Origin of the sequence: Pantoea agglomerans, assembly GCF_020149765.1 — a bacterium.
GTDB classification, from domain to species: Bacteria; Pseudomonadota; Gammaproteobacteria; order Enterobacterales; family Enterobacteriaceae; genus Pantoea; species Pantoea alvi.
Genome location: NZ_CP083809.1, coordinates 86,532 through 110,654, shown reverse-complemented (window position 1 = coordinate 110,654; position 24,123 = coordinate 86,532). Strand labels below are relative to the sequence as shown.

Genomic DNA, 24,123 nt, shown 5'->3' with positions numbered 1-24,123 from the left:
GTCCGATGTCAGAATCGACCGCTGCCAGTGAGTTACGCCTGCTGGACCGCTACTGGCGCGCCGCCAACTACCTTTCCGTCGGGCAGATTTACCTGATGGCGAACCCGCTGCTGCGCGAGCCCCTGCAGCCGGAACATATTAAGCCTCGCCTGCTGGGGCACTGGGGCACCACGCCCGGCCTCAATTTTATCTACGCGCACCTCAACCGCATTATTCGCCAGCGCGACCTGAATATGATCTATATCTGCGGACCGGGCCACGGCGGGCCGGGCATGGTGGCGAATACCTGGCTGGAGGGCAGCTACAGCGAAATCTATCCGCACATCAGCGAAGACGCGGAAGGCATGCAGCGCCTGTTCAAACAGTTCTCGTTTCCCGGCGGCATCCCGAGCCACGCCGCGCCGGAAACGCCGGGGTCGATCAACGAAGGCGGCGAACTCGGCTACTCGCTGTCGCACGCCTTTGGCGCGGCCTTTGATAATCCCGATCTGATCGTGCCCTGCGTGATCGGCGACGGCGAGGCGGAAACCGGCCCGCTGGCCTCGAGCTGGCACGGCATCAAGTTTCTTAATCCCCAGCGCGACGGTGCCGTGCTGCCGATCCTGCACCTCAACGGCTACAAGATTGCGAACCCCACTATTCTGGGACGCGCCAGCGACGACGATCTGCAGCAGCTGTTCCGCGGCTACGGCTACGAGCCGCTGTTCGTGAGCGGGCACGAGCCGGAGAAGATGCATCAGCAGATGGCCGACACCCTTGAGCACGCCTTCGATCGCATCGCCGCTTACCAGCAGGCGGCGCGCGAAGGCCACGAGCAGGACGGCATTCCACGCTGGCCGATGATTATTATGCGCAGCCCTAAAGGCTGGACCGGCCCGCAGGAGGTCGACGGTAAAAAGGTGGAAGACTTCTGGCGCGCCCATCAGGTGCCGGTAGCGGCCTGCCGCGAAGATGCGGGACATCGTCAGATACTGGAGCAGTGGCTGCGCAGCTATCAGCCGGATGACCTGTTCGACGAACAGGGTCGGCTAAAGCCGGAGCTGCGCGCGCTGGCACCGCAGGGCGATAAACGTATGGGGGCGTCGCCCTACGCCAACGGCGGGCTGCTGCGCCGCGAGTTGAATACGCCCGATATCCGTGAATTCGCCTTTGACGTGAAGGCACCAGGCTCGCAGCTGGCGCAGGCCACCGAGCAGTTCGGCCGCTATCTGGCGGAGATATTTGCGCGCAACCAGCATAACTTCCGCCTGTTCGGCCCCGACGAAACCGCCTCGAACCGCCTGACGCCGGTCTTCGACGTTACCAGCCGCACCTGGCTGGAGCCGGTGAAGCCCTATGACGAGCAGCTGGCGCGCGACGGCCGCGTGATGGAGATCCTTAGCGAGCATCAGTGTCAGGGCTGGCTCGAAGGCTATCTGCTGACCGGCCGTCACGGCCTGTTTAACTGCTACGAAGCCTTTATCCATATTGTCGATTCGATGTTCAACCAGCACGCCAAGTGGCTGAAGGTGACGCGCAAGCTCGGCTGGCGCAAGCCGGTCTCCTCGCTCAACTACCTGCTCTCTTCCCACGTCTGGCGTCAGGATCACAACGGCTACAGCCACCAGGATCCTGGCTTTATGGATCACGTCGCCAATAAAAAGGCGGATATCGTACGCATCTATCTGCCGCCGGACGCCAACACGCTGCTGTGGGTCGGCGATCACTGCCTGCGCACCTGGGACCGTATCAACGTGATTGTGGCGGGCAAGCAGCCGTCGGCGCAGTGGCTCGATATGGAGAGCGCCATTGCCCACTGCGAGGCGGGCATGGGCGAATGGCGCTGGGCGGGCACCACGCCGCCGGGCGAAGAGCCGGATGTGGTGATGGCGTGCGCCGGCGACGTGCCGACGCTGGAGACGCTGGCGGCGGTGGATCTGCTGCGCGGCTATCTGCCCGACCTGCGCATTCGCGTGGTGAACGTGGTCGATCTGATGGCGCTGCAAACCCAGGAGCAACATCCGCACGGCAAAAGCGAAGAGGATTTCGACGCGCTGTTCACGCTCGACAAGCCGGTGATTTTCGCCTTCCACGGCTACCCGGCGCTGGTGCATCGCCTTGCCTACCAGCGCAACAACCATCGTAATTTCCACGTACGCGGCTTTAACGAAGAGGGCACCACCACCACGCCGTTCGATATGACGGTGCTTAACGAGCTGGACCGCTATCATCTGGCGCAGGAGGCGATCCTGCGCGTGCCGGGACTGGCGGATCGCCACCCGGAACTGCTGGACGATTTGCAGGAGCGCATCGCCGAGCATCATCGCTACGTACGCGAATATGGCGAAGATGTGCCGGAGGTGCGCGGCTGGAAATGGCCGTCGGAAACGGGTACCGGCGCGCCCGATTAACGCAGGGCGTCCGCCAGCATCCATAACGTCGTGGCCACCAGCGACAGCGCCATCACGCTGTTGAAGAGACGACGCTTCCACGGCGTTTGCAGATGCAGGCCCAGCCGATCGCCCAGCGCTGCCCAGATGACTACGCAGGGCAGGTTTACCAGCGCGAAGCCAAGCATGACCGGCAGCAGCCCGCTCTGCGCGCTCCACAGCAGCGCTACGTTGGTCGCCATCAGCCAGGCCTTGGGATTGAGCGCCTGAAAGCCGATAGCACCGGCGATGGTCATCGGCTGCGCCTTTTCCCGCTGGGTCGGCGCGCCCGCCCGCCAGATCTTCCACGACAGCCAGAGCAGGTAGGCGCAGCCCGCCAGCGTGAGCGGCAGCCGGACGGCGCCCATCCAGCTCAGCAGCCACTCCAGCGCCAGAACCGCCAGCGCGGTTTGCAGCAGACAACCCAGCAGCACGCCGGAGATCATCGGCAGCGTACGCCGCAGGCCGAAATTAACGCCGGAGGTCGCCAGCAGCAGGTTATTGGGGCCAGGGGTAATAGACATAACGGTGACATAGCTGAAAAAAGAGGGATCGAGCATGGCGGCGTTCTCCACAGGAAACAGTAAGGCCATGCTAAAACGCCAAATGAATTGGTAACAGAGACACAAAATCACTATTGTCATGGTTACAGTCTGTAATTTTAAATATTGTACCCATGACTCGCGGAGGCTTTTGTGTCCCTTTCTTTCTCTGCCGATCAGCCGCTCTATTGCCAGCTTGCCGATAGCTTCGCCGAGGCGATTCATCAGGGCACGCTAAAACCGGGCAAGCGCCTGCCTGCCATTCGCCGCGTGGCGCAGAGCCATCAGGTCAGCATTAATACCGTGCTGAACGCCTGGCAGCGGCTGGAAGATCGCGGCCTTATCGAGGCGCGGCCACAGTCAGGCTATTATGTGCGCAGCGTGCTGCCCGCCCTGACGCAGCCGGTTCCCCATCGCACCCGCATTAAAGACCCGAGCAGTGAAAAGCTCGATCTGATCGACCAGGTGTTCGCGGCGCAGAACCATCCCGATTACGTCAATATTTCGCTGGCCTGCCCGCAGGACGGCGAGCTTTATCCGTCGGCGCGCCTCGCGCGCATTACCGCTTCGCTGCTGCGCCGCAATCCCGACCTTATCGGCCGCTATGCGCTCCCTCCCGGTAGTGAGCGCTTACGGGAGGAGATTGCGCGCCGCGCGCTGCACGCGGGCATGTCGCTGACCAGCGAAGCGATCACCCTCACCCACGGCTGTATGGAGGCGCTGCAGCTGGCGCTACGCGCGGTGACCCAGCCTGGAGACTGCGTTGGACTGGAGTCGCCGACCTACTTTTTTCTCTTTCCGCTGCTGGCGTCGCTGGGGCTGAAGGCGCTGGAGATTCCCACCGATCCGCAGCACGGGCTTTCCCTCGACGCGCTGGAGATGCTGCTGCAGGAGAAGCGTATTCAGGCGCTGATCGCCATGCCGAGCGCGCAGAATCCGCTGGGCTGCTGCATGTCGCGCCAGAACAAGCAACGTCTGGCCAGGTTAGTAAATACTTACAAGGTTCCTCTGCTGGAAGACGGCCTCTATGACGAGCTGCAGTTCGACTGGCCGCTCTCGCCTACCGTAAAGTCATTTGATACCGAAGGTTGGGTGATTTACTGCACCAGCTTTACCAAAACCGTAGCGCCGGACTTTCGCATCGGCTGGATCGCCGCCGGCCGCTTCCATGAGGCGATAGCGCGCCTGAAGGCGGTCTCCTCGATGGCGGAATCCCGGCTGCTGTCGGAGACGCTGGCGGAATTTCTCGCCAACGGCGGTTACGATCACCATCTGCGCACGCTGCGCCGCCGCTACGCCGCCAATATGGACGAGGCGCGTGGCCTCATCGCCCGCTATTTTCCGCAGGGGACGCGCGCCACGCTGCCGCGCGGCGGGTTTGTTTTTTGGGTCGAACTGCCGGAGCAGGTCGATACGGTGGCGATGTTCCATCGGCTGCTGCAAGAGCAGATCTGCGTGACGCCCGGCGCGCTCTATTCGCTGAGCGAACGCTACAATCACGCGCTGCGTCTCTCCTGCTGCTACCCCTTCGACCAGCGCTATAGCTGGGCGCTGAAGCGCACCGGCGCGATCGCCTGCGAGCTGGCGGGCCTGGCGCCGGGGATCGATCAGGGTTTGCCGTTGCGGCCCCAGACGGTGTAGGGATGGCGCTCGGTCAGGCGTTCGTAGTAATTACGCACCGCAGGCAGGCTGGGATGATCCAGCGGGGTTTCATACCAGCGGTTGACCGCCAGCCCGACGCCGATATCCGCCAGGGTGAAGTTACGGCCCGCCACATAGCGTCCGGTTTTCTCCAGCTGCTGGTTAAGGATGCCCATGGTGTGCGCCCACCCTTTGCAGGCCGCCGCCAGCAGACGCGGATCCTGATGCGCGGGCGAGTTGCGCACCAGCGACATAAAGGCGTAGCGCCAGGAGGTATTGAGTTCGGTGGACTGCCAGTCCATCCACTGATCGATCGGCGCGCGGGCGCGCGGATTTTGCGGATAGAGCCAGTCGCCCTCATAGGCGTTGGCCAGATAGCGCAGGATGGCGTTCGACTCCCACAGCACGAAGTCGTCGTCGATAACGACCGGGATCAGGGCGTTCGGGTTAAGGGCGAGAAATTCCGGCTTGCGCAGCGAGTCAGGTTCCACGCCCCACTCTTCTTCGCGCTCGAAGTCGAGATCCAGCTCGTCGCAGAGCCAGAGCACTTTACGCACGTTAATTGACGAGTCGCGCCCAAGAATTTTCAGCATAACGGTCTCCTGCAGGAATTGTTAACATATTGATAACCCTGTCAGGCCATAAACGCAAATGTCGGGCGTGGAAATGCCCTGTTGAGAAAGGAGCAATAATGAACGTCGCCTTTAAGCAAGTAGATGTCTTTACCTCGTCCGCGTTCAACGGCAATCCGCTGGCGGTGATTATGGATGCGCAGGGCCTGAGCGACGCGCAGCTTCAGGCCATCGCCCGCTGGACAAATCTGTCTGAAACGACCTTTGTGCTGCCGCCGCAGCACCAGGAAGCTGACTACCGCGTGCGCATCTTTACCGTTGAGGGTGAACTGCCGTTTGCCGGACACCCGACGCTGGGCACCGCGCATGCGCTGCTGGAAGCGGGCTGGCCGACGAAGCAACCTGGCAGGATGGTGCAGGAGTGCGGCGTCGGCAACGTGACGATCAGCATCGGCGCCGGGGGTTCGCTGGCGTTTGCCGCTCCAGAGGCGACGATCGCTCCCTTTACCGACGCGCTGATGAGCAATGCGCTCGGCTGCGAGCTGTTCGACACCACGCAAACGCCCGCCGTGGTCGATATGAGTATCCGCTGGCTGCTTATCCCGATGATTAGCGCCGAGGCGGTGCTGGCGATTCAGCCCGCCGTCAGCGATCTGCAGCGCCTGCTCGCCCACGCGGATGTTACCGGCGTGATGCCGTTCGGCCCGCTGCCGCACGGCGAAAGCGAGCAGTATGAAGTGCGCGGCCTGCTGGTGGAGAACGGCAGCCTGACGGAAGATCCCATTACCGGCAGCGCCAACGCCTGCCTGGCGCGCTACTTTGCCGCGCAGGGTCAGATGCGCGATTACCGGACGCGTCAGGGTACGGCAATCGGGCGTGAAGGGCGCGTATCGGTGCGCTTCGAAGGCGACCAAATCTGGATCGGCGGTAAGACCGTCACGGTAATTGATGGCACCATTGCGCTGTAGCGCTGACGCTGCATTGCCGGCACCGCCGTGGAGGAGATAAGCCCGCGCAGATACGCACCTTATCCCTGGTGCGTATCCGTAGCTTATAACGCCTGGCCGCCTGACGCCTCAATGCGCTGCGCCGTGATCCAGCCGCTCTCCTCGCTGAGAATCGCGGTGATGGCGTCGCCGATATCGTCCGGCTGCCCCACGCGCCCCAGCGCGGTAAGCGCCGCAATGGTGTCGTTAATCTCTTTATTGTCGCGCACGCGTCCGCCGCCGAAGTCGGTCTCGATAGCCCCCGGCGCCAAAATATTAACGCGAATGCGCCGTTCGCCCAGCTCTTTCGCCTGATAGCGCGTCAGCACCTCCATCGCGCCTTTAACGGAGGCGTAAGTGGCGGAGCCTGGGTAGGTCATGCGCGTCAGCCCGCTGGAGATATTCAAAATGCGGCCACCGTCGTTGATCAGCGGCAGCAGTTTCTGCGTCAGAAAATAGGGCCCTTTAAAATGAACGTTAACCAGCGCGTCAAACTCTTCCTCTGTGGTCTCGCTAAATGGCTTATAGTGACCATGACCGGCGTTGTTTATTAAATAATCAAAGCGGTCGCGCTGCCATCCATTTTCCAGCGTCTGTTTGACCTGCGCGACAAAGCCGCTGAACTGGCCGCTGTCGCCTACATCCAGCTGCAGCGCGGCTGCGCGACCGCCCAGCGCCTCGATTGCAGTAATTAACGCCTGCGCCTCTTCTTCATGGCTGCGCCAGGTAAAAAGGATATCGACGCCTTTTGCAGCCAGTTTTAACGCCGCATTCTTGCCTAAACCGCGGTTGGCGCCGGTAATAAGTGCAATTTTATTACTCATGTTTCGATCCTGTTGCAAAATTGAACACCAAATCAGGATATTCCCCAATAATTGATCTATAAATGGCAGGAAATACGCAGCACTGTTTCACTTACAACAACAATCGGTGAACAACATGGACAAAATTCACGCAATGCAGGTTTTTGTGCGGGTGGCGGAAATGGGCAGTTTTACCCGAGCGGCGGAAAGTCTGGGCCTGCCAAAAGGCAGCGTGTCGCGCCAGCTGCAGGCGCTGGAAAATCAGATGGGTACGCGGCTGCTGCATCGCACCACGCGGCGCGTGCAGCTTACCCAGGATGGGCTGGTCTACTACGATCGCTGCCTGGATCTGTTGTCGATGATCGACGATATGGATAGCCTGTTTCAGCACGATCCCGCTACGCTGAGCGGCAAGCTGCGCGTCGATATGTCGGTAGCGATGGCGACCGGCTTTATCCTGCCGCGCCTGCCGGAATTTTTGCAGCACTATCCCGGCGTGGAAATCGAGCTGAGCAGCAGCGACCGCATGGTGGATGTGATCCGCGAAGGTTTCGACTGCGTTATCCGCGTCGGCGAGCTAAAAGACTCCGGCCTGATTGCGCGAAAAATCGGCACCTACACCTTGATTAACTGCGCCAGCCCCGGCTACCTTTCCCGTTTCGGCATGCCGACGCGGCTGGAGGAGCTGTCGTCGCACGCGATGGTTCACTACACGCAGCAGCTCGGCCAGCCTTCGCCCGGCTTTGAATATTTTGACGGCAAGCAGTGCCACTACGTGCAAACCGGCGGCGTTGTGACGGTCAACAGCACGGAAACCTATCGCGCCGCCTGCATGGCGGGACTGGGCATTATTCAGGTGCCGGCGATGGGCATCTATCCGCTGCTGGAGTCTGGCCAGCTGGTGGAAGTGCTGCACGCCTTTCCGGCGAAGCCGATGCCCATCTCTCTGCTCTATCCCCATCGGCGCAATGTGGCGCGGCGCGTGCGCGTGTTTATGGAGTGGCTGAGTCAGGTACTACAGGAGTATGTCACCTGAGCGGCTATAATTGCCTTTTCACGTAAAGCAGGATGATAACTGTCTATGACGGACAAACAGGAAACCCCGAATAATCCCGAGCAACCTAAACCGCTGATCGATATTCAGACCGGCAATAAAACCGTTGACGGCTCGATTCGTCGCGTATCGCGCTTTGCCGCCTGGTTTCAGGCGATTCCGGCGGTGGCGCACTTTATTCGCGCGCTGGAGCGCTTCAACGATCGCCTGGGCAGCCAGTTCGGCGCGGCCATTACCTACTTTTCGTTTTTATCGCTCATCCCGATCCTGATGGTCTCTTTCGCCGCCGTCGGGTTTGTGCTGGCGTCGAACCAGGATCTGCTGTCGCAGCTGATCACGAAGATCGTTAACAGCATCAGCGATCCTACGCTCGCTACGACGCTGAAGAATACGGTAAACACCGCCATCCAGCAGCGCGCCACCGTGGGTATTACCGGTCTGCTGCTGGCGCTCTACTCCGGCATTAACTGGATGGGCAACCTGCGCGAAGCGGTGCGCGCCCAGTCGCGCGACGTCTGGGAGCGCACGCCGGACGATCAGGAGAAGTTCTGGAAAAAGTATCTGCGCGACCTGATTTCGCTGATCGGCCTGATGCTGGCGCTGGTGATCACCCTGTCGCTGACCTCTATCGCTGGCGCGGCGCAGGCAGCAATCGTCAACGCGCTGGGGCTGGCAGATATCGAGTGGCTGCGCCCGGCGATGACCGCCATAGCGCTGGCCATTTCGATTATGGCCAACTATCTGCTGTTCCTGTGGATTTTCTGGATCCTGCCGCGCCACAAGCCGCGTAAGAAAGCGCTGTTTCGCGGCACGCTGCTGGCGGCGATCGGCTTTGAGGTTATCAAGTTCGTGATGACGCTGACGCTGCCCAAGCTCGCTTCGTCGCCCTCGGGTGCCGCCTTCGGCTCGGTGCTGGGTCTGATGGCGTTCTTCTACTTCTTCGCCCGTCTGACGCTGTTCTGCGCCGCCTGGATCGCCACCGCGAAGTATAAAGACGATCCGCAAATGCCGGACTCGCGTCGCGCCTCGCATCGTCAGGTGTAAAAAAAGGTTACCGGCAGCGAAAAATTTCTCCCTTCGGCTATTTTTCAACCAGACAGCAGGATGAATAGCTGAAGGGTCACTTTTATTTACCCCTTTTATAGAGATTCCCGCTGCAAAAGGTGGGCTTCTCCCTGCCTTAATCCACGCTTTCCATTTCAGCACAAATTATCCACTTTTTCGCCGAAAAAGCCCGTTCTGACGCGGTTTATCAGCGTTGAATGCGCTCTGGGAGGTGCGTAATATTCCTGGTCTCTATTTACAATTAAGAAACAGTTATGCAAGCCTCCATCACAGAATCCCTGAAAAAGTCACAAGACGAAACGCCGGTAAACTCTCGCGGCAAGGTCGTGGTGGCCTCGCTGGTCGGTACCGCCATTGAATTCTTCGATTTCTATATCTACGCCACGGCGGCGGTGATTGTTTTTCCTCATATTTTCTTCCCGCAGGGCGATAATACCGTGGCGACGCTGCAGTCGCTGGCGACCTTCGCCATCGCCTTTGTGGCGCGCCCGATCGGCTCTGCGCTTTTCGGCCACTTCGGCGACCGCGTGGGCCGTAAGGCGACGCTGGTGGCCTCGCTGCTGACGATGGGCATCTCTACCGTGATTATCGGCCTGCTGCCGGGCTACCAGTCGATTGGCGTCGCGGCGCCGCTGCTGCTGGCGCTGGCGCGTTTTGGCCAGGGGCTGGGCCTCGGCGGTGAGTGGGGCGGCGCGGCGCTGCTGGCGACGGAAAACGCGCCGGCGAAAAAACGCGCGCTCTACGGCTCTTTTCCGCAGCTGGGCGCACCGATCGGCTTCTTCTTCGCCAACGGCACTTTTCTGCTGCTCTCCTGGCTGCTGACGGACGAGCAGTTTATGCAGTGGGGCTGGCGCGTGCCCTTTATCCTCTCGGCGGTGCTGGTGATTATCGGCCTCTATGTGCGCGTTTCGCTGCATGAAAGCCCGGTCTTCGCGAAGGTGCAGAAAGAGAAGAAACAGGTACGGGTGCCGATCGCTGCGCTGCTGAGCAAGCATCTTACCGCGACCATCCTCGGCACCTTTATCATGCTGGCGACCTATACGCTGTTCTACATTATGACGGTCTACTCAATGAGCTACGGCACCGCGCCGGCGCCAACGGGCCTCGGCTTTTCGCGCAACAGCTTTCTCTGGATGCTGATGATGGCGGTTATTGGCTTCGGCGTGATGGTGCCGATCGCTGGTCTGCTGGCGGATCGCTTTGGCCGCCGTAAGACCATGATCGTGATTACGCTGATGATTATCGCCTTCGCCTTCCTGTTCCCGTCGATGCTGGGTTCCGGTTCACAAGCGCTGGTGATGGCCTTCCTGCTGCTCGGCCTGAGCGTGATGGGGCTGACCTTCGGCCCGATGGGCGCGCTGCTGCCGGAACTGTTCCCGACTGAAGTGCGTTATACCGGTGCCTCTTTCTCCTACAACCTGTCGTCGATTCTCGGCGCCTCGGTTGCGCCCTATATCGCCACCTGGCTCAACGCCCACTACGGTTTGCAGGCGGTAGGCTACTACCTGGCCTCGATGGCAGCGCTGACGCTGATTGCGCTGATCGCCTGTAAAGAGACGCGCCATCAGACGCTCTACGAAGCGGTGTAACAGGAAACAGTAAACCCGGCTAAGGCCGGGTTTTACCTCATGGTATAGTTCCCGCTGTTTCGTTATGCAGGAAAAGAACCATGGCGACGGCAGCTCACCTGATTAGCAATACCCTTCCCAGCGTTAAACAACTCCAGTGTTTCCTCGCCGTCGCGCACGAGCTCAATTTTCGCCGCGCCGCCGAGCGCCTCAGCATGACCCAGCCGCCGCTGACGCGTCATATTCAGAGCCTGGAAGCCCTGCTCCACCAGCAGCTTTTTAGCCGCAGCACCCACGCGGTGAGCCTGACCGAGGCCGGGCGCGCGCTGGTCGCCAGAGCGGAGAGCATTCTCGAGGCTCTCAGCGCCCTTCACGCCGACGCTCTCTCCCGTCAGGCGCGTCTGCGCATCGGGCTGACCCGAACGCTGGACTTTACCCGTATACCGCCTGTCGGTGCGCGGCTGGCGCAGCTGAATGCCGGCGATGATATCGACTCGCCCGATCTGACCTCCGCCCGGCTGCTGCAGTGTCTGACGCAGAACAGGCTGGATCTGGTGCTGACCGGCGAGAAAGGCGCAGGCAATGAAGAGAGCGTCCGCTATCGCTGGATCTGCCGCGAGCCGCTGCTTATCGCGCTGCCGACCACGCACCCCGCCAGTCGCCAGCATCAGGTCTCGCTCGATGAGGTCAGCGATCTGCCGCTGTTCTGGTTTGCCAGGCGCGCCAACCCCGCCTTCTACGATAAATGCGAGAAAGTTTTCGCGCAGCTGCCAGCGCCGTTGAAAAAGGTTAAAGAGCCTGACGATACCCTGACGATGCTGGCGCATATCGCCCGCGGCAAGGGATTCGCCCTGCTGCCGCAGTCAAAGTGCGCCTTTAATCAGGCCGGGTTGTGCTATCGGCCGCTGCGCGATAGCCAGGCGCAGCAGCTGAATATCGACGTCTACGCCGCCACGCGCCATGACGACGTGCGTCCGGCGCTCCTGCAGGCGCTGGCGAGGCTGAGCGACGGCGCGCCTTAATACCTTTTCAGCATCACAAAAACAGCAATTCCCTGCTGCTCCCCCTGGTGAAAGAATCGCAACAGGACAACAGGAGGGATAATGAAAACGCGTGACTTAGCAAAAACCTTAGAGGTGAGCGCCATTGGCTATGGCGCAATGGGCCTCAGCGAATTCTACGGCGCTGCGGACGACGCGCAGTCGCTGCGTGTTTTGCATAAACTTATCGAGCTGGGCCAGACCTTTATTGATACGGCGGATCAGTATGGACGCGGCCACAATGAAACGCTTATCGGGCAGTTTCTTGCCGGACTGAATAGCGCCACGCGCGCCCGGTTTAAGGTCGCCACCAAGTGCGGCATTGAACGCGCGCCCGACGAGGCTTACAGCCGCACCATCAATAACCGGCCGGACTATATTACCCGCTGCTGCCACGACTCCCTTAAGCGACTGGGCGTTGAGCGTATCGATCTTTTCTACCTCCACCGCGTCAGCCAGGCGACGCCGATTGAAGAGAGCATGGCGTGCCTGAGCCGCCTGGTGAAGGAGGGAAAGATAAACCATATCGGGCTATGCGAAGTCTCTGCCGCGACTCTGCGCCGCGCGCACGCCGTTCATCCCGTCGCCGCCCTGCAGACCGAATATTCCCTGTGGACGCGCGACGTTGAGGAGGCGATCCTGCCAACGGTTAAGGCGCTGGATATCGGCCTTGTTGCCTACTCGCCGCTGGGACGCGGTTTCCTGACCGGCAAATATCTGCGCAACAGCGACTTTGCTGAAGGCGACTTCCGTAAAAATAACGGGCGCTTTCAGCAGGCCAGCCTCGATCATAACGCCGCGCTGCTGAGCGCAGTGCGGCCACTGGCGGAGAAGTATGGCTGCACGCCAGGTCAGATAGCGCTGGCCTGGCTGCTGGCGCAGTACGCGAAGCTGGTGCCGATCCCCGGCACGAAACGGATCGCCTACCTGATGGAAAATGCCCAGGCGGCGCAGGTGGCTCTGGAGGCGGCGGACGTGGCGCTGCTGAACGCCCTCCACCAGCGCGTTCAGGTGCAGGGCGCCCGCTATTCGGCAGAGGGGATGAAGGGCGTGAATGCCTGAGGTGAAAGAAGTGAGGGCCTGAAAAGCAAAACCCCGGCAAGCCGGGGTTTTGCAGTGCTGAAAAGAGTGGTGTCTGGCTTAGCTGGCGACGGCGATACGCTTCATATCGGTCATGTAGCCGCGCAGTTTACGGCCAACCGCTTCGATCGGATGCTGGCGAATCGCCTCGTTGACGTCGCGCAGCTGCGCGTTATCAACCTGAGTGCCTTCAATCGCTTTGCCCAGATCGCCCGGCTGCAGCGTGGTCATAAACTCTTTCAGCAGCGGTACTGCGGCGAAGGAGAACAGGTAGTTACCATACTCGGCGGTGTCGGAGATCACCACGTTCATCTCATACAGACGCTTACGCGCGATGGTGTTGGCGATCAGCGGCAGCTCGTGCAGCGACTCATAGTAAGCGGACTCTTCGATAATTCCCGCGTCGACCATGGTTTCGAACGCCAGCTCAACGCCCGCTTTCACCATTGCCACCATCAGAACGCCTTTATCGTAGTACTCCTGCTCGTCGATTTTGCCTTCATACTGCGGCGCATTTTCAAACGCAGTTTTGCCGGTCTCTTCACGCCAGGTCAGCAGGTTTTTGTCGTCGTTAGCCCAGTCAGCCATCATGCCGGATGAGAATTCGCCGGAGATGATGTCGTCCATATGCTTCTGGAACAGCGGTGCCATAATCTCTTTCAGCTGCTCTGACAGCGCATAAGCGCGCAGTTTTGCCGGGTTAGAGAGGCGATCCATCATCAGGGTAATGCCGCCGAACTTCAGGGATTCGGTGATGGTTTCCCAGCCGAACTGGATCAGTTTTTCGGTGTAGGCCGCGTCGTGACCTTCCGCCACCAGCTTGTCGAAGCAGAGCAGCGAACCGGCCTGCAGCATGCCGCACAGAATAGTCTGCTCGCCCATCAGATCTGACTTCACTTCCGCCACAAAAGAGGACTCCAGCACGCCCGCACGGTCGCCACCGGTCGCGGCAGCCCAGGCTTTGGCTATCGCCATGCCTTCGCCTTTCGGATCGTTTTCCGGATGGACGGCGATCAGCGTTGGTACGCCGAAACCGCGCTTGTACTCTTCGCGCACTTCGGTGCCCGGACATTTCGGCGCCACCATAACAACGGTGATGTCTTTACGGATGGTTTCGCCTACTTCAACGATATTAAAGCCGTGCGAGTAGCCCAGCGCCGCGCCATCTTTCATCAGCGGCTGTACCGCCTGCACTACGGCAGAGTGCTGTTTGTCCGGCGTCAGGTTGACCACCAGATCGGCCTGCGGGATCAGCTCTTCATAGGTGCCGACTTTAAAGCCGTTCTCGGTGGCCTTGCGCCAGGAGGCGCGCTTCTCGGCGATCGCTTCGGCGCGCAGCGCATAGGCGACATCCAGACCGGAATCACGCATGTTCAGACCCTGGTTAAGGCCCTGCGCGCCACAGCCCACGATGACCACTTTTTTCCCTTTCAGGAAGCTGGCGCCGTCGGCGAATTCATCGCGCGCCATAAAGCGACATTTGCCTAACTGCGCTAACTGGTTGCGCAGATTCAGTGTGTTGAAGTAGTTAGCCATGGGGCACTCCGGTCAGATGTTATGTTTGTTTTTGTCTGGTAACGGCGCTGCTTACAGCGCCGCGAATGACCCCATCATATGACAGGAAATCCGTTGCTTAAATTGATATATTAGCAAGGTTACATTGCATAATTTGCAATACCACTGTAGAGGTCAAGGCGAATGGATTTACGAGATCTGAAGCTGTTTCTTCATCTGGCCGAAAGCTGCCATTTTGGCCGTACGGCGCGCGCCATGCACGTCAGCCCGTCAACGCTCTCGCGCCAGATCCAGCGCCTCGAAGAGGATGTGGGGCACGCGCTGTTTCTGCGCGATAACCGCACCGTGGTCCTGACCGAGGCGGGCGAACGTCTGCGCCAGTTCGCGCAGCAGACGCTGCTGCAGTATCAGCAGCTGCGCCACGTCATGGATCTTAACGGCCCGTCGCTGAGCGGCGAGCTGCGCCTGTTCTGCTCGGTGACGGCCGCCTACAGCCATCTGCCGCCGATTCTGGATCGCTTCCGCGCCGAGCATCCGCAGGTAGAGATCAAGCTGACCACCGGCGACGCCGCCGACGCCATCGAAATGGTGCAGTCGGGCGAAGCAGATCTGGCTATTGCTGGCAGACCCGAGTCGCTGCCCGCCAGCATCGACTTTACGCCGCTGGGACTGATCCCGCTGGTGCTGATTGCCCCCGCGCTGCCCTGCCCGGTGCGCAGCCAGGCGACCCAGCCGACGCCCGACTGGGCGCACATCCCTTTTATCCTGCCCGATCAAGGCCCGGCGCGGCGCGGCATCGATCTCTGGTTTCGGCGGCGTCGCATTCCTAATCCGCAGATTTACGCCACGGTCTCCGGTCATGAGGCGATTGTGTCGATGGTGGCGCTCGGGTGCGGCATCGCGCTTTTACCGGATGTAGTGCTGGAAAATAGCCCGGAGCCGGTGCGCAATCGCGTGCTGACGCTGGAGAATGTCGAGTCGGTGGCGCCGCTGGAGCTGGGCGTGTGCGTACAAAAAAAGCGGCTCGGGGAGCCGCTGATTCACGCCTTCTGGCACCTGCTGTAGTTACTGGCCGGCGAGGAAGAAGCGGAACGCCGGGTTATTGGCTTCGTCGTGGAAGTCATAGCCCAGTTCGGTAAGATGTGATTCAAAGCGCGGTTCGTTGTCGCCGATCTCAAAGGCCGCCAGCACGCGGCCGTAATCGGTGCCGTGGCTGCGGTAGTGGAACAGCGAGATATTCCAGTGGGTGCCGAGCGTTTGCAGGAACTTCAGCAGCGCGCCGGGTGCCTCCGGGAATTCGAAGCTGAACAGGCGTTCGCGCAACGGCTTCGACGGACGTCCGCCCACCATATAGCGCACGTGCAGCTTCGCCATCTCGTCGTCAGAGAGATCCACCACCTGATAGCCCCCCTGCGTCAGCTGGCTGATGATTTCGCTGCGCTCCTCCAGCCCGCGCGTCAGGCGCACGCCAACAAAGATGCAGGCGTTGTCGGCGTCGGCATAGCGGTAGTTAAACTCCGTTACCGCACGGCCGCCCAGCGTCTGGCAGAACTTCAGGAAGCTACCCTGCTGTTCCGGGATGGTGACGGCGAGCAGCGCTTCACGCTGTTCGCCCAGCTCACAGCGCTCGGAGACGTAGCGCAGGCCGTGAAAGTTAACGTTAGCGCCTGACAGCACGTGCGCCAGGCGCTCGCCTTTGATGTCGTGCTGCTGGATATATTTTTTCATACCCGCCAGCGCCAGCGCGCCCGACGGCTCCGCTACTGCGCGCACGTCTTCAAACAGATCTTTCATCGCCGCGCAGATAGCGTCGCTGTCGACGGTGATAATATCGTCGAGGTACGCCTGGCAGAGGCGAAAGGTTTCGCTGCCGATACGCTTTACCGCCACGCCTTCGGCAAACAGCCCGACGCGCGGCAGATCCACCGGCTCGCCCGCCTCGAGCGCCGCCTTCAGGCAGGCAGAGTCTTCCGACTCTACCGCGATAACTTTGATTTGCGGCATCAGCTGTTTGATCAGCACCGCCACGCCCGCCGCCAGGCCGCCGCCGCCAACCGGCACGAAGACGCGATCGAGATGCGCATCCTGCTGCAGCAGCTCCATCGCCAGCGTGCCCTGACCGGCGATGACCGCCGGATGGTCAAATGGCGGCACGAAGGTGTAACCCTGCTGTTCCGCCAGCTCAATCGCTTTGGCTTTCGCCTCGTCGAAGTTAGCGCCGTAGAGATAAGCCTCACCGCCAAATGCGCGCACCGCCTCTACCTTGATGTCTGCCGTGGTGACCGGCATAACAATCAGCGATTTGATGCCGAGCCGGCTGGCGGAGAGCGCCACGCCCTGCGCGTGGTTGCCGGCCGACGCCGTCACCACGCCGCGCGCTTTCTGCTCTTCGTTCAGTCCGGCGATCATCGCATAGGCGCCGCGCAGCTTGAAGCTGTGTACCGGCTGCCGATCCTCGCGCTTCACCAGAATGGTGTTGCCGAGACGCGATGAAATTTTTTCCATTTTTTGCAGCGGCGTCACCTGTGCGACTTCATACACGGGCGAGCGCAGCACGGCGCGCAGATATTCCGCGCCGCAGGGCGACGCAGGTAGCGGTTGAGCCTCAGCCATCGGTCAGCCTCCCAGCTTGCTCTTGTCGCGCACCGCGCCTTTGTCGGCGCTGGTGGCGAGCGATGCGTAGGCACGCAGCGCGAAAGAGACCTGACGCACGCGGCCGTGCGGCGTGTAGGCCGCCTCGCCGCGCGCTTCTTCCTCTTCGCGGCGCGCATGCAGTTCGTTGTCCGGCACCGCCAGTTTGATGCCGCGGTTAGGGATATCGATTTCGATGATGTCGCCATCTTTTACCAGCGCAATGGTGCCGCCGCTGGCCGCTTCCGGCGAGGCGTGGCCGATCGACAGGCCGGATGTGCCACCGGAGAAGCGACCGTCGGTGATCAGCGCGCAGCTTTTGCCGAGCCCCATCGATTTCAGATAGGTGGTTGGATAGAGCATCTCCTGCATGCCCGGGCCACCTTTCGGCCCTTCGTAGCGGATTACCACAACGTCGCCCGCAACCACTTTGCCGCCGAGAATCGCCTCGACTGCGTCATCCTGGCTTTCGTAGACTTTTGCCGGGCCTTTAAACGTCAGGATCTCTTTGTCGACGCCAGCGGTTTTGACGATACAACCATCTTCGGCGAGGTTGCCGTAGAGTACCGCAAGACCACCATCCTGGGAGAACGCATGTTCGCGCGTGCGGATACAGCCGTCCTGACGATCGTCATCCAGCGTGTCCCAGCGACAGTCTTGCGAAAACGCCTGGGTGGTACGAATCCCTGCCGGACCGGCGCGGAACATTTTCTTCACCGCTTCATCCTGCGTCAGCATGATGTCGTACTGATCCAGGGTTTCACGCAGGTTCAGGCCCAGCACGTTACGTACGTCGGTATGCAGCAGGCCCGCGCGATCCAGCTCGCCGAGAATGCCGATAACGCCACCAGCGCGGTGGACATCTTCCATATGGTATTTCTGCGTGCTCGGCGCGACCTTGCACAGGTGCGGTACCTTGCGCGACAGACGATCGATGTCGGAAATATTGAAGTCGATTTCGCCTTCCTGCGCCGCCGCCAGCAGGTGCAGTACGGTGTTGGTGGAACCGCCCATCGCGATATCCAGCGTCATGGCATTTTCAAAGGCCGCTTTGCTGGCGATGTTGCGCGGCAGTACGCGCTCATCATCCTGCTCGTAATACTGTTTAGTCAGATTAACGATGCGCTTACCGGCGTTGATAAACAGATCCTTGCGGTCGGCGTGGGTGGCCAGCAGCGAGCCGTTGCCCGGCTGCGACAGACCCAGCGCTTCGGTCAGACAGTTCATGGAATTAGCCGTGAACATACCGGAACAGGAGCCGCAGGTCGGACAGGCGGAGCGTTCAATCTGCTCGCTCTCGGCGTCGCTGACGTTCGGGTTCGCACCCTGAATCATCGCATCCACCAGATCGAGCTTGATGATCTTGTCAGAAAGTTTGGTTTTCCCCGCTTCCATCGGGCCGCCGGAAACGAAAATAACCGGAATATTGAGGCGCAGCGACGCCATCAGCATTCCCGGGGTGATTTTGTCGCAGTTGGAGATGCAGACCATGGCGTCGGCGCAGTGCGCGTTAACCATGTATTCCACCGAGTCGGCGATCAGCTCGCGCGACGGCAGCGAATAGAGCATGCCGCCATGGCCCATGGCGATACCGTCATCCACCGCAATGGTGTTGAACTCTTTCGCCACGCCGCCCGCCGCTTCGATCTGCTCGGCGACCAGCTTGCCGAGATCGCGCAGGTGGACGTGGCCCGGCACAAATTGGGTGAATGAGTTGACCACGGCGATAATCGGCTTGCCGAAATCGGCGTCGGTCATTCCTGTGGCGCGCCACAGGGCACGGGCACCCGCCATATTGCGGCCATGAGTGGTGGTGGCGGAACGGTACTTAGGCATGCTCTGTTTACTCCAGTCTGTAAATGACGCGGGAACAGCTGCGCCCGCGTGACTCTCTTGTTATGGGTTAACCTGATCCAGCCAGCCGTATTTGTCTTCGGTTTCGCCAGTGAACAGGCCGAAGAAGGCTTTCTGGATTTTCTCGGTTACCGGTCCGCGTTTGCCCTCGCCAACCTGAATGCCGTCGACGCTGCGTACCGGCGTGATTTCTGCAGCGGTACCGGACATAAAGATCTCATCGGCCAGATAGAGCGATTCGCGCGACAGCACCTGCTCGCGAACTTCAATGCCCATATCCTGCGCCAGCTTGATGATGGCGTCGCGGGTAATGCCAGGCAGCGCGGAAGAGGTGAACGGCGGCGTAAACAGGATGCCGTCTTTTACTTCGAACAGGTTTTCGCCAGCGCCTTCGGAGATATAGCCGTTGGTGTCCAGCGCGATGCCTTCCTGATAGCCGTGACGGCGCGCTTCGCTGCCCACCAGCAGAGAGGAGAGATAGTTGCCACCTGCTTTCGCCGCGGTCGGCAGGGTGTTCGGCGCAACGCGGTTCCATGAAGAAACCATTGCATTGATGCCGTTTTCCAGCGCTTCAGCGCCCAGATAGGCGCCCCACGGGAAGGCGGCGATGATCACGTCGGTGGTGTAGCCATCCGGCGGGTTCACGCCCAGGCCGACGTCGCCGACAAAGGCCAGCGGACGGATGTAGGCGCTTTTCAGATTGTTGTCGCGCAGTACTTTGCGGGTCGCTTCCATCAGTTCGTCCACGCTGTATTTCAGCGGGAAACGATAAATTTTGGCTGAGTCGTGCAGACGCTGCATGTGTTCACGGTGACGGAACACCACCGGGCCTTTGTGCGAGTCGTAGCAGCGCACGCCTTCAAACACAGAAGTACCGTAATGCAGTGCGTGGGACATCACGCTGACCTTTGCGTCTTCCCACTTAACCATCTCGCCATTGAACCAAATAAAGTCTGCTTTCTTCGTGCTCATTCTTATTTCCTTTCACGACCAGGCGTGGATTTGTTGTGATGTTTGTTGCTGGATCTCGACGCTGGCGACATCCATTAATTTGTTTAATTGGGAAGACAGTAAATCGACTGAGCGCTGGCTGGCAACGGTCATTTCAATATTAATGTTCTCGCTGTTAGCCGCCGCGCCCATGTTCATGGCGCAGACCTGAAAACCGCGGTGACGGACGACGCGTAAAATGCGCTCCAATATTTCAGGGCGAAAGCGAGCTTCGATAGACAATTGATGCTGATTCATACGGTTTTCTCCATCATGTTTGCGTTGCTGGCGCCGGGTGGCACCAGTGGCCAGACGTTTTCATGCTCATCAATCGCAACATGCAGGAAGTAAGGACCTTCGCTGTTCAGCAGAGCATCAAGGGCGGCGTCGACCTCATCTTTACGGCTAATACGCTGGCCTGGAATATCAAACGCGCTGGCCAGCGTCAGAAAATCGGGGTTGTCGGTCAGTATGGTTTCGCTGTAGCGACCATCGAAAAAGAGCTGCTGCCACTGGCGCACCATGCCGAGGCGCTGGTTATCCAGCAGCAGGATTTTCACCGGCAGCTTTTTACGTTTGATGGTGCCCAGCTCCTGGATATTCATCATGATTGAACCGTCGCCCGACACGCAGATCACGGTGTCGTCGGGACGGGCAACCTGCGCGCCTACCGCAGCCGGCAGGCCGAAGCCCATGGTGCCCAGGCCGCTGGAGGTGATGAAATTCTCCGGCGCGCTGAAGTTCATATGCTGGGCGGTCCACATCTGGTGCTGGCCGACGTCGGTGGTGATAACGGCGCTGGCGGGTTTACGATCGGAGAGCTGCTTCAGCAGCAGTGGCGCGTAGATCGCCTCGCCGGGATGATCGTAGCGCCAGCTGAATTCCGCTTTCATCGCCTTCACCTCTTCGCGCCAGCCCGCAATCTGCATCGGCATACTCAGCGCGGGCAGGATCTGATTCATATCGCCCTGCAGCGAAACGTGCGCGCGGCGCAGTTTATTCAGCTCGGCCGGATCGATATCAATGTGAATGACGCTGGCGTGCGGCGCAAAGGTATCGAGCTTGCCGGTTACGCGATCGTCGAAGCGCGCGCCGACGGCAATCAGCAAATCGCACGACTGAACCGCCAGGTTTGCGGCTTTGGTGCCGTGCATACCCAGCATGCCCAGGTAGACCTCGCTTTCGCTATCGGCGCTGCCGAGACCTTTCAGTGTGGCGGCCACAGGGATGCCGGTCTCCTGCGCCATAGCGCGCAGTGCGGGAACCGCCTGCGCCATACCGACGCCGCCGCCGATATAGAGCATCGGCTTGTGCGACTGCGCCATCAGCGCACGCGCCGCTTCGATATGCTGCAGCGAATGGGCGATCGGCTCTTCGACCGGCAGCAGATGCGGGTTCAGCTCGCCGCTGGCGATTTGAATATCTTTAGGGATGTCGACCAGCACCGGGCCAGGGCGGCCTGACTGAGCGATAGCGAAGGCCTCAGCCATTACGGAGGGCAGCTCTTCCAGCGATTCAACCAGAAAGCTGTGTTTGGTGCAGGCCAGCGACAGGCCCAGCACGTCGATCTCCTGAAAGGCGTCGGTGCCGATAAATGCCGACGAGACCTGACCGGTGATGGCGACGACCGGCACTGAGTCCATCATCGCATCGGCCAGGCCGGTGATTAAGTTGGTCGCGCCAGGGCCCGAGGTCGCAATGCAGACGCCGGTTTTTCCGGTCGCGCGGGCATAGCCGATCGCCGCGACCACCGCGCCTTGTTCATGACGACACAGTAGGTGTTCCACGCCGCCATCGTAGAGCGCATCGTACACTGGCATGATGGCGCCGCCAGGATAGCCAAATACGGTGTCGACACCCTGCGCGCGTAAAGCCTGAACTACCCACTGTGCACCTGTCATGGTTATTCTCCTGTATCCTTAGGGGAACAACAGAATTTTATGCTACTGCTCATTGTTTGCTCCTCGGTAATTAGCTGATATTTGCTCTGGTCGAAAAAAAACCCCCGGACCTTACGGTGCGGGGGTTTTTCGAATTCCAGGCTTGATTTTTAAGCCTTTCTTTCTCCAAGCGTAGCCCCGCACGGTGGGTTAATAATCACCACCACGCTAATCACGACTAGGCTAATCACTTGTAGAAGGGCTTTCATCTGTTGTCTGTTTTTTCGTTTGTTCGAAGTAATACCTACAGAGTTATCACAGTTAGCGGTGCGATGACAACTTTTTCCATCGCTTTTTTTTATGACCGTTGGGGCGATAAGCAGGTATCACACTGTAAATAAACGCATATTTTATGCGTGATAAATATTCATCACGTCCGTGACGCAATAATTAAGCGGGCTATTTGTCAGGTAGCTTCAGAAAAAATGTATGGGGCTGAACGCCCCGTCGATTTATTGCGGCGTCTGCCGACAGATGAATCCTTTGGCCTCGTCGTCATGGTTCCACCGCTTCATAATCGCCGCGTTAAGGAGCGGTTATGACACTGTCGAGAGTTCTTACCCGAGCGGCGCTAGGCGTCGAGGCGCCGCTGGTGACCCTGGAAGCGCATATCAGCAGCGGCCTGCCCGCGCTGACGCTGGTCGGCTTGCCCGAAACCACGGTAAAAGAGGCGCGCGAACGGGTGCGCAGCGCCATCATAAACAGCGGCTTCAGCTTTCCGGCGAAGCGCATCACCATCAATCTGGCCCCCGCCGATCTGCCTAAAGAGGGCGGACGTTACGATCTGCCGATGGCGCTCGCTATTCTCGTCGCGTCTGAACAGCTTCCAGAGGCGAAACTGGCGCAGCATGAGTTTGTGGGCGAACTGGCGCTCAACGGCGCGCTCTGCGGCGTTCAGGGCGCCATTCCGGCGGCTATGGCGGCGATGCGGGCCGGGCGGCAGCTGATCGTCTCGACGGAGAATCAGCCGGATGTTGGCCTGATCCAGCATGGCGATACGCTGGTTGCTGCGCATCTGCTGGAGATCTGTGCCTGGCTGCAAAACCAGGGCGAGCTGGCGCGCGCTCAATCTCAGCAGGATGGGCCTGAAGAGCCAGCGGAAGACCTGAGCGACATAATCGGTCAGGAGCAGGGGCGCCGGGCGCTGGAGATTACCGCAGCGGGCGGTCATAACCTGCTGCTGATGGGGCCTCCCGGCACAGGCAAGACGATGCTGGCTACGCGGCTGCCCGGCATTATGCCGCCGCTCAGCGACGCAGAGGCGCTGGAGTGCGCCGCTATTGCCAGCCTGGTGGACAAGGTCCGGCTGCAAAAAGCCTGGCGGAAACGCCCTTTTCGCTCGCCGCATCATAGTGCGTCACTCTATGCGCTGATCGGCGGCGGATCGCTGCCTCGACCTGGGGAGATTTCGCTGGCGCATAACGGCGTGCTGTTTCTGGATGAACTGCCGGAATTTGATCGACGCGTGCTGGATGCGCTGCGCGAACCTATCGAGTCTGGCGAAATCGCCATTTCCCGCGCCCGCGCGAAAGTCACCTATCCGGCGCGCTTTCAGCTCATCGCCGCCATGAACCCTAGCCCGACCGGCCACTATCAGGGACAGCATAATCGCTGTTCACCGCAGCAGGTGCTGCGCTATCTGAGCAAGCTATCCGGCCCTTTTCTCGATCGCTTCGACCTGTCGATTGAGGTCCCGCTGCTGCCGAGCGGGATGCTGAGCGGACGCCGGGAGGCTGGTGAGAGCTCAGCCAGCGTCAGCGAGCGGGTGATAAAGGCTCGCATGCTGCAAATGGCGCGTGCAGGCAAGATTAATGCGCATATGAGCAACATTGAGATCAAGAGGTGGTGTGATATCGCCCGCGAGGATGCGGAATGGCTGGAAGAGGTGCTGAATCAGCTGGGGTTATCCGTACGGGCATGGCAACGCATTCTTAAGGTTGCGCGGACCATTGCCGATCTGGCAGGTGAAGAGCGGGTTTTACGTGCGCATCTGCAGGAGGCGGTCGCCTATCGCAGCATTGATCGATTGATGATCCATCTGCATCGCAGCCTGGAATAAAAAAATGGGGCTGATCGCCCCATTCTGTTTAGTCATCGCTGTCGCTGTAGTCTTCCACCGTATCCATCTGCGGCTTGCCGCCTGAAAGCGTATGGAAACGTTTTGGACGCTTAATGCGAGCGGTATATTTAGACCATACTCGCTCAGCTTCGGTTTGCGGCTCACGCAGACCACGACATACTTCTAAGAAAAGACGCTCTTCTTCAGTAGTCGGCTCACGCTTTGCTAAATCGAGTTCGTTAAAAGCGAAACCATGACGTTCCAGCAATTGGGCTTCTTTAATGGTGAAATCACCATGCCGCGAGAAACCGCGCGGATAATGTTTGTTATCAAAGAAACGATTTGTGGTTGAGAAGCTTTCCGCCATCTTACACG

21 protein-coding genes are annotated in these 24,123 nt (G+C 59.9%); 10 read left to right on the top strand and 11 right to left on the bottom strand.

Annotation, left to right across the window (positions count from 1 at the left end):
• Positions 1-5: 5 nt before the first annotated feature.
• On the top strand, positions 6-2,390 hold the full coding sequence (locus LB453_RS02930) for a phosphoketolase (RefSeq protein WP_103796218.1): 2,385 nt from the start codon (positions 6-8) through the stop codon (positions 2,388-2,390).
• On the opposite strand, the gene LB453_RS02925 is transcribed toward LB453_RS02930, so the two are convergent.
• A complete protein-coding gene (locus tag LB453_RS02925; protein ID WP_103796217.1) occupies positions 2,387-2,968 on the bottom strand; it encodes a LysE family translocator in 582 nt (193 codons plus the stop codon). The two genes, LB453_RS02930 and LB453_RS02925, sit on opposite strands and share 4 nt — an antisense overlap.
• A 135-nt stretch (positions 2,969-3,103) precedes the next feature.
• Here LB453_RS02925 and LB453_RS02920 point away from each other — a divergent pair, with 135 nt between their 5' ends.
• Positions 3,104-4,591 (top strand): PLP-dependent aminotransferase family protein, encoded by a 1,488-nt coding sequence (locus LB453_RS02920; RefSeq protein WP_103796216.1) that lies wholly within the window; start codon positions 3,104-3,106, stop codon positions 4,589-4,591.
• Here LB453_RS02920 and LB453_RS02915 read toward each other — a convergent pair.
• Entirely contained in the window at positions 4,558-5,184 is a 627-nt protein-coding gene (locus LB453_RS02915) for a glutathione S-transferase family protein (RefSeq protein WP_103796215.1), read from the bottom strand. The genes LB453_RS02920 and LB453_RS02915 overlap by 34 nt on opposite strands.
• Before the next feature lie 98 nt (positions 5,185-5,282).
• Here LB453_RS02915 and LB453_RS02910 point away from each other — a divergent pair, with 98 nt between their 5' ends.
• Complete coding sequence (locus LB453_RS02910) at positions 5,283-6,131, top strand: PhzF family phenazine biosynthesis protein (protein ID WP_103796214.1); 849 nt, start codon at positions 5,283-5,285, stop codon at positions 6,129-6,131.
• Between the two features lie 83 nt (positions 6,132-6,214).
• On the opposite strand, the gene LB453_RS02905 is transcribed toward LB453_RS02910, so the two are convergent.
• On the bottom strand, positions 6,215-6,973 hold the full coding sequence (locus LB453_RS02905) for an SDR family NAD(P)-dependent oxidoreductase (protein ID WP_103796213.1): 759 nt from the start codon (positions 6,971-6,973) through the stop codon (positions 6,215-6,217).
• Positions 6,974-7,088: 115 nt separating this feature from the next.
• On the opposite strand from LB453_RS02905, the gene LB453_RS02900 reads away from it, so the two are divergent.
• The 5 genes from LB453_RS02900 to LB453_RS02880 all read left to right on the top strand — a co-directional run bounded on the left by LB453_RS02900 (position 7,089) and on the right by LB453_RS02880 (position 12,741).
• Positions 7,089-7,988, top strand: a complete 900-nt coding sequence (locus LB453_RS02900; RefSeq protein WP_103796389.1) for a LysR family transcriptional regulator — start codon at positions 7,089-7,091, stop codon at positions 7,986-7,988.
• Positions 7,989-8,033: 45 nt separating this feature from the next.
• Positions 8,034-9,050 carry an inner membrane protein YhjD gene (gene yhjD, locus LB453_RS02895; protein ID WP_103796212.1) on the top strand — a complete coding sequence of 339 codons (1,017 nt, stop codon included), beginning with the start codon at positions 8,034-8,036 and terminating at the stop codon, positions 9,048-9,050.
• 275 nt (positions 9,051-9,325) lie between these two features.
• Entirely contained in the window at positions 9,326-10,660 is a 1,335-nt protein-coding gene (locus LB453_RS02890; protein ID WP_103796211.1) for an MFS transporter, read from the top strand.
• Positions 10,661-10,740: 80 nt separating this feature from the next.
• Positions 10,741-11,661, top strand: a complete 921-nt coding sequence (locus LB453_RS02885; protein WP_103796210.1) for a LysR family transcriptional regulator — start codon at positions 10,741-10,743, stop codon at positions 11,659-11,661.
• An 81-nt stretch (positions 11,662-11,742) separates the two neighbouring features.
• The gene (locus LB453_RS02880) at positions 11,743-12,741 is read left to right on the top strand and encodes an aldo/keto reductase (protein ID WP_224481588.1); all 999 of its coding nucleotides are present in this window, start codon (positions 11,743-11,745) and stop codon (positions 12,739-12,741) included.
• A 78-nt stretch (positions 12,742-12,819) separates the two neighbouring features.
• Here LB453_RS02880 and ilvC read toward each other — a convergent pair whose 3' ends face one another.
• Positions 12,820-14,295: a ketol-acid reductoisomerase gene (ilvC, locus tag LB453_RS02875; RefSeq protein ID WP_103796208.1), complete on the bottom strand. Its 1,476-nt coding sequence runs from the start codon at positions 14,293-14,295 to the stop codon at positions 12,820-12,822.
• Positions 14,296-14,457: 162 nt separating this feature from the next.
• Between ilvC and ilvY the strand changes: the two genes are divergently transcribed.
• Positions 14,458-15,339: an HTH-type transcriptional activator IlvY gene (ilvY, locus tag LB453_RS02870; RefSeq protein WP_103796207.1), complete on the top strand. Its 882-nt coding sequence runs from the start codon at positions 14,458-14,460 to the stop codon at positions 15,337-15,339.
• On the opposite strand, the gene ilvA is transcribed toward ilvY, so the two are convergent.
• The 6 genes from ilvA to ilvL form a co-directional block, all read right to left on the bottom strand.
• Positions 15,340-16,887 carry a threonine ammonia-lyase, biosynthetic gene (gene ilvA, locus LB453_RS02865; protein WP_103796206.1) on the bottom strand — a complete coding sequence of 516 codons (1,548 nt, stop codon included), beginning with the start codon at positions 16,885-16,887 and terminating at the stop codon, positions 15,340-15,342.
• A gap of 3 nt (positions 16,888-16,890) precedes the next feature.
• On the bottom strand, positions 16,891-18,741 hold the full coding sequence (gene ilvD, locus LB453_RS02860; RefSeq protein ID WP_103796205.1) for a dihydroxy-acid dehydratase: 1,851 nt from the start codon (positions 18,739-18,741) through the stop codon (positions 16,891-16,893).
• Positions 18,742-18,801: 60 nt separating this feature from the next.
• Positions 18,802-19,731: a branched-chain amino acid transaminase gene (locus tag LB453_RS02855; protein WP_033792780.1), complete on the bottom strand. Its 930-nt coding sequence runs from the start codon at positions 19,729-19,731 to the stop codon at positions 18,802-18,804.
• A gap of 12 nt (positions 19,732-19,743) precedes the next feature.
• Positions 19,744-20,007, bottom strand: coding sequence for an acetolactate synthase 2 small subunit (ilvM, locus tag LB453_RS02850; protein ID WP_103796204.1), 264 nt, complete (start codon positions 20,005-20,007; stop codon positions 19,744-19,746).
• Positions 20,004-21,650 (bottom strand): acetolactate synthase 2 catalytic subunit, encoded by a 1,647-nt coding sequence (ilvG, locus tag LB453_RS02845; RefSeq protein ID WP_103796203.1) that lies wholly within the window; start codon positions 21,648-21,650, stop codon positions 20,004-20,006. The genes ilvM and ilvG overlap by 4 nt, the downstream gene beginning before the upstream one ends.
• Positions 21,651-21,799: 149 nt before the next feature.
• The gene (ilvL, locus tag LB453_RS02840) at positions 21,800-21,898 is read right to left on the bottom strand and encodes an ilv operon leader peptide (protein ID WP_071813600.1); all 99 of its coding nucleotides are present in this window, start codon (positions 21,896-21,898) and stop codon (positions 21,800-21,802) included.
• Positions 21,899-22,227: 329 nt separating this feature from the next.
• Here ilvL and LB453_RS02835 point away from each other — a divergent pair, with 329 nt between their 5' ends.
• Entirely contained in the window at positions 22,228-23,748 is a 1,521-nt protein-coding gene (locus tag LB453_RS02835) for a YifB family Mg chelatase-like AAA ATPase (protein ID WP_103796202.1), read from the top strand.
• Between the two features lie 28 nt (positions 23,749-23,776).
• On the opposite strand, the gene LB453_RS02830 is transcribed toward LB453_RS02835, so the two are convergent.
• Positions 23,777-24,115 carry a DUF413 domain-containing protein gene (locus LB453_RS02830; RefSeq protein WP_103796201.1) on the bottom strand — a complete coding sequence of 113 codons (339 nt, stop codon included), beginning with the start codon at positions 24,113-24,115 and terminating at the stop codon, positions 23,777-23,779.
• Between the last annotated feature and the right edge of the window lie 8 nt (positions 24,116-24,123).

What these genes read in the sequence shown, in the direction of transcription:
- LB453_RS02930 (WP_103796218.1), top strand. Translation starts at nt 6, where the DNA reads ATGTCAGAATCGACCGCTGCCAGTGAGTTACGCCTGCTGGACCGCTAC.
- LB453_RS02855 (WP_033792780.1), bottom strand. Translation starts at nt 19,731, where the DNA reads ATGAGCACGAAGAAAGCAGACTTTATTTGGTTCAATGGCGAGATGGTT.
- LB453_RS02830 (WP_103796201.1), bottom strand. Translation starts at nt 24,115, where the DNA reads ATGGCGGAAAGCTTCTCAACCACAAATCGTTTCTTTGATAACAAACAT.
- LB453_RS02900 (WP_103796389.1), top strand. Translation starts at nt 7,089, where the DNA reads ATGGACAAAATTCACGCAATGCAGGTTTTTGTGCGGGTGGCGGAAATG.
- ilvC (WP_103796208.1), bottom strand. Translation starts at nt 14,295, where the DNA reads ATGGCTAACTACTTCAACACACTGAATCTGCGCAACCAGTTAGCGCAG.
- ilvM (WP_103796204.1), bottom strand. Translation starts at nt 20,007, where the DNA reads ATGAATCAGCATCAATTGTCTATCGAAGCTCGCTTTCGCCCTGAAATA.
- LB453_RS02835 (WP_103796202.1), top strand. Translation starts at nt 22,228, where the DNA reads ATGACACTGTCGAGAGTTCTTACCCGAGCGGCGCTAGGCGTCGAGGCG.
- LB453_RS02915 (WP_103796215.1), bottom strand. Translation starts at nt 5,184, where the DNA reads ATGCTGAAAATTCTTGGGCGCGACTCGTCAATTAACGTGCGTAAAGTG.
- yhjD (WP_103796212.1), top strand. Translation starts at nt 8,034, where the DNA reads ATGACGGACAAACAGGAAACCCCGAATAATCCCGAGCAACCTAAACCG.
- LB453_RS02910 (WP_103796214.1), top strand. Translation starts at nt 5,283, where the DNA reads ATGAACGTCGCCTTTAAGCAAGTAGATGTCTTTACCTCGTCCGCGTTC.
- LB453_RS02925 (WP_103796217.1), bottom strand. Translation starts at nt 2,968, where the DNA reads ATGCTCGATCCCTCTTTTTTCAGCTATGTCACCGTTATGTCTATTACC.
- LB453_RS02905 (WP_103796213.1), bottom strand. Translation starts at nt 6,973, where the DNA reads ATGAGTAATAAAATTGCACTTATTACCGGCGCCAACCGCGGTTTAGGC.
- LB453_RS02885 (WP_103796210.1), top strand. Translation starts at nt 10,741, where the DNA reads ATGGCGACGGCAGCTCACCTGATTAGCAATACCCTTCCCAGCGTTAAA.
- ilvG (WP_103796203.1), bottom strand. Translation starts at nt 21,650, where the DNA reads ATGACAGGTGCACAGTGGGTAGTTCAGGCTTTACGCGCGCAGGGTGTC.
- ilvY (WP_103796207.1), top strand. Translation starts at nt 14,458, where the DNA reads ATGGATTTACGAGATCTGAAGCTGTTTCTTCATCTGGCCGAAAGCTGC.
- ilvD (WP_103796205.1), bottom strand. Translation starts at nt 18,741, where the DNA reads ATGCCTAAGTACCGTTCCGCCACCACCACTCATGGCCGCAATATGGCG.
- LB453_RS02890 (WP_103796211.1), top strand. Translation starts at nt 9,326, where the DNA reads ATGCAAGCCTCCATCACAGAATCCCTGAAAAAGTCACAAGACGAAACG.
- ilvL (WP_071813600.1), bottom strand. Translation starts at nt 21,898, where the DNA reads ATGAAAGCCCTTCTACAAGTGATTAGCCTAGTCGTGATTAGCGTGGTG.
- LB453_RS02880 (WP_224481588.1), top strand. Translation starts at nt 11,743, where the DNA reads ATGAAAACGCGTGACTTAGCAAAAACCTTAGAGGTGAGCGCCATTGGC.
- ilvA (WP_103796206.1), bottom strand. Translation starts at nt 16,887, where the DNA reads ATGGCTGAGGCTCAACCGCTACCTGCGTCGCCCTGCGGCGCGGAATAT.